Annotated in this window: 3 protein-coding genes; all 3 read left to right on the plus strand. The window is 71.6% G+C overall.

Annotation, left to right across the window (positions count from 1 at the left end):
* Positions 1-124 precede the first annotated feature (124 nt).
* The 3 genes from ACFUVW_RS19640 to ACFUVW_RS19650 are packed head-to-tail and all read left to right on the plus strand — an operon-like array spanning position 125 to position 4643.
* Positions 125-850, plus strand: a complete 726-nt coding sequence (locus ACFUVW_RS19640; protein WP_430572979.1) for a TetR/AcrR family transcriptional regulator — start codon at positions 125-127, stop codon at positions 848-850.
* Positions 850-2601, plus strand: coding sequence for an ABC transporter ATP-binding protein (locus ACFUVW_RS19645; RefSeq protein ID WP_430572980.1), 1752 nt, complete (start codon positions 850-852; stop codon positions 2599-2601). Before ACFUVW_RS19640 ends, ACFUVW_RS19645 begins: the two co-directional genes overlap by 1 nt.
* Positions 2598-4643, plus strand: coding sequence for an ABC transporter ATP-binding protein (locus tag ACFUVW_RS19650; RefSeq protein WP_430572981.1), 2046 nt, complete (start codon positions 2598-2600; stop codon positions 4641-4643). The genes ACFUVW_RS19645 and ACFUVW_RS19650 overlap by 4 nt, the downstream gene beginning before the upstream one ends.
* Positions 4644-4717: the final 74 nt, after the last annotated feature.

Below are 4717 nucleotides of genomic sequence, written 5' to 3' on the forward strand. Positions count from 1 at the left end.
GCCGTCACCCCAGGGGGGTGGCGGCCCTCTCGCCGTGCCCGCGCCCGTTCCCTTGCGGAGTGAGTGCTCACTCATTTAACCTGGCGCGGTGACTCCCTCCCCGCCGAGCGGCCGCGCAGCCCCCATGACCCCCGACGATCGCCGTGCGGCCATCGCCCGCGCCGTGATGCCCCTCGTCGGGGAGTACGGCGTCGACGTGACCAGCCGGGAGCTCGCCGACGCCGCGGGCGTCGCCGAGGGCACCCTGTTCCGCGCCTTCGGCGACAAGCTCACGCTCGTGGGCGCCGTCGCCGTCGAAGGGCTCCAGCGTGCCTCCGGCCCCGAGGAGACCCGCGCGGAGCTGGCGGCGATCGACCGCGCGCTGCCGCTCGAGGACCGGCTGGAGCGGGTCATCGAGCTCGGCCGGCAGCGCATGGCCGACGTCATGCGCTGGATGGGCGTGCTGCGGGCGCTGCACCACCGCACCGGCGCCCGTGACCACGTGCAGCCCGAGCACCTGCGGGAGTTCCGCGAGCAGCTCGCCGAGCAGCGGCAGCAGCAGCGCGACGCCACGGTCGCCGGCCTGATCTCCGTGCTCGAGCCGGACGAGCACCGGCTGCGCGTGCCCATGGAGGTCGCGGTGGCGCTGGTCGAGGCGAGCATCGCCGGCACGCACGCCCGCGTGGACCACCTCCTCCCGGCGCCCTCGCCCCGGGTCGTCGCCGATGCGCTCGTGCACGGCATCGCCGAGGATCGGGGAGAAAAGCGCGTGCCCGGGGCCACCGGATCGATGAACACTGCGCCGGAGAACCCTGCGCCCGAGAACCCTCGCGGGGCAGCGCCCCGTCACCCCCACCCCCAGGAGCCCTGATGCTCGTCTCCCTGGCGCGGACCTATCTGCGCCCGTACGCCGGCGCCGTCGGCCTGCTGCTGGTGCTCCAGCTGCTCGCGACGCTCGCCTCCCTCTACCTGCCGTCCCTCAACGCGGACATCGTCGACAACGGCGTGACGACCGGGGACACGGCCTACATCATGCGCGTGGGCGGGTGGATGCTCGCCGTGAGCCTCCTCCAGGTCGCGTGCGCGATCGGGGCGGTGTTCCTGGGCGCGCGGACCGCCACGGCGCTCGGGCGCGACGTGCGCCGCGACCTGTTCGACGCCGTGCAGGGCTTCTCCGCCCGCGAGCTCGGCCAGTTCGGCGCCCCGTCGCTCATCACCCGCACGACCAACGACGTGCAGCAGGTGATGATGGTCGTGCTCATGACGTTCACCATCGTGGTGATGGCGCCGATCATGCTGGTCGGCGGCGTCATCATGGCGCTGCAGGAGGACGTCGAGCTGTCGGCTCTCCTCCTCGTGGTCGTGCCCGTGCTCGGCATCGCCGTCGGCCTGCTGATGTGGCGGATGGTGCCGTACTTCAAGGCGATGCAGAAGCGGATCGACGCGATCAACGGCGTGCTCCGCGAGCAGATCACGGGCCTGCGGGTGGTGCGGGCCTTCGTCCGCGAGCGCCGCGAGCTGGAGCGGTTCGGCGCCACCAACGAGGCGCTGTACGACACGTCGCTCAACGCCGGCAAGCTCATGGCGCTGGCGTTCCCGATGGTCATGCTCATCATGAACGCGTCCAGCGTCGCGGTGCTCTGGTTCGGGGCGCAGCGCATCGACAACGGGCAGATGCAGGTGGGCGCGCTCATGGCGTTCCTCAGCTACATCATGTACATCCTCATGGCCGTCATGATGTCGACGATGATGGTGATGATGGTGCCGCGCGCCTCGGTGGCGGCGGGCCGCATCACCGAGGTCCTCGAGACCGAGACGTCCGTGACGGAGCCGGCGGCGCCGGTGAGCCTCTCCGTCCTCGCCGACGGCCGGGGGCCGCGCGGCGAGGTGCGGTTCGAGGGCGTCGAGTTCCGGTACCCGGGCGCCGACGAGCCGGTGCTGCACGACCTGAGCTTCACCGCGTCGCCCGGGCGGGTGACGGCGATCATCGGGTCCACCGGTGCGGGCAAGACGACGCTGCTCAACCTCGTGCCGCGGCTCTTCGACGCCACCGACGGGCGCGTGCTCCTGGACGGGGTGGACGTGCGCGACCTGGCGACGGGCGACCTCGGCTCCCAGCTCGGCCTGGTGCCGCAGAAGGCGTTCCTGTTCAGCGGCACGGTCGCGGACAACCTGCGCTACGGCAAGGCCGACGCCACCGAGGACGAGATGTGGGCCGCGCTGGAGATCGCGCAGGCGCGGGACTTCGTCGAGGCGCTGCCCGAGGGCCTCGAGGCGCCGGTGGCGCAGGGCGGCACGACGTTCTCCGGCGGGCAGCGGCAGCGGCTCGCGATCGCGCGCGCCGTCGTCCGGCGCCCGCGCGTGTACCTGTTCGACGACTCGTTCTCGGCCCTCGACTACAGCACGGACGCGCGGCTGCGGGCCGCCCTGCGGCCGCGCACGCAGGACGCGACCGTCCTCGTCGTCGCGCAGCGCGTGGCGACCATCCGCGACGCCGACCAGATCCTCGTGCTGGACCACGGCCGCATCGTCGGGCGTGGCACGCACGCCGAGCTGTTGGCGGACAACGAGACCTACCAGGAGATCGTCTCCTCCCAGATGTCCCTCGAGGAGGCGGCATGAGCACCGAGAAGAGCGCCGAGAACGGCACCGGGCGCAAGGTGCCGGCGGCCGGCGGACCCCGGGGCGGCGGCGGCCACGGCCCGATGGGCGGCATGGGCGGGGCGCCGGGCGCCAAGGCGATGGACTTCCGCGGGTCGCTCGTGCGGTTCGCCCGGGTCATGCGCCCCGAGCGGGCGCGCGTCGTCCTGCTGACCCTGTGCGGCATCGTCTCGGTGGCGCTCACCGTGGCCGGCCCGAAGATCCTCGGCGAGGCGACCAACGTCATCTTCGCCGGGGTGCTCGGCAAGACCCTGGGCGCCTCGGTGCCCGCCGGGACGCCCGTCGACCAGGTGGTCGAGGGGCTGAGGGCGTCCGGGGACACCACCCAGGCCGACATGCTGGCCTCGATGCAGGGCGTCGTGGTCGGGCAGGGCGTGGACTTCGCGCGCCTCGCGCAGATCCTGATGTGGGTGCTCGCGATCTACCTGGGGGCTTTCCTCTTCGGGTGGTTGCAGGCGCGGATCATGACGATCGCGGTGCAGAACACGATGCGCCGGCTGCGGGACGACGTCGAGGCCAAGCTGCACCGCATCCCGCTGAGCTACGTGGACAGGCAGGCCAAGGGCGAGATCCTCTCGCGCGTCACCAACGACATCGACAACGTCGCGCAGACGACCACCCAGACGCTCGCGCAGCTCGTGACCTCCGTGCTGACGGTGGTCGGCGTGCTCGGGATGATGTTCTGGATCTCGTGGGTGCTGGCGCTCGTCGCTCTCGTGACCGTGCCGCTGTCCGTGGTGCTGACCATGCAGATCGCGAAGCGGTCGCAGCCGCAGTTCGTGGCGCAGTGGGCGGCCACCGGGCGGCTCAACGCGCACGTCGAGGAGATGTTCACCGGGCACTCGCTGGTGAAGGTCTACGGGCGCCAGGAGGCGGCGGCCCAGAAGTTCGGCACGGAGAACGACGCGCTCTACGACGCGTCGCGGAGGTCGCAGTTCATCTCCGGCACCATGCAGCCGTCGATGGGCTTCCTCGCGAACCTCAACTACGTGATCGTGGCCGTGATCGGCGGGCTGCGCGTGGCCTCGGGCCAGCTGTCCCTGGGCGACGTGCAGGCGTTCATCCAGTACTCGCGGCAGTTCACGCAGCCGCTCACGCAGATCGCGTCGATGATGAACCTGCTGCAGTCCGGCGTCGCGTCGGCCGAGCGGGTGTTCGAGCTGCTCGACGCCCCCGAGCAGGAGCCGGACCCGGCGGACCCCCGCCGCCTGGACCACGTCCAGGGGCGGGTCGCGTTCGAGGACGTCTCGTTCTCCTACGACCCCGAGACGCCGCTCATCGAGCACCTCGACCTCGTCGCGGAGCCGGGCCAGACGATCGCGATCGTCGGGCCGACGGGCGCCGGCAAGACGACGCTGGTCAACCTGCTCATGCGCTTCTACGAGGTGAACGAGGGCCGGATCACGCTCGACGGCGTGGACAGCCGGGACCTGACGAGGGACGACCTGCGCTCGCGGATCGGCATGGTGCTGCAGGACACGTGGCTGTTCAAGGGCACCATCGAGGAGAACCTGCGGTACGGGGTGCGCGACGGCGCCACGGTCGGGGAGGCGGAGTTCCTCGCCGCGACCGAGGCCACGCACGTGGACCCGTTCGTGCGCACGCTGCCCGACGGGTATGCGACGCTGCTCGACGACGAGGCGACCTCGCTGTCGGCGGGGGAGAAGCAGCTGCTGACCATCGCGCGCGCGTTCCTCGCCGACCCGGAGATCCTCGTGCTCGACGAGGCGACCAGCTCGGTCGACACCCGCACCGAGGTGCTCGTGCAGCAGGCGATGAACGCGCTGCGGGCGAACCGCACGTCGTTCGTCATCGCGCACCGCCTGTCGACCATCCGCGACGCGGACACCATCGTCGTGATGGAGCACGGGCAGATCGTGGAGCAGGGCGACCACGACACGCTGCTCGCCGCGGGCGGGGCCTACGCGCGGCTGTACGAGTCGCAGTTCAGCGCCCCCGCGGTGGACGAGGAGGAGGTGGTCGCCGGGCCGGCCGGCGTCTGACCTGCCCCGGCGAGCTCCGCATCGAGCGTGCTGAATTGATCCTCAAACGGCCGGTTTGAGGATCAATTCAGCAC

The organism is Isoptericola sp. NPDC057391, from assembly GCF_042668085.1.
GTDB lineage: Bacteria > Actinomycetota > Actinomycetes > Actinomycetales > Cellulomonadaceae > Isoptericola.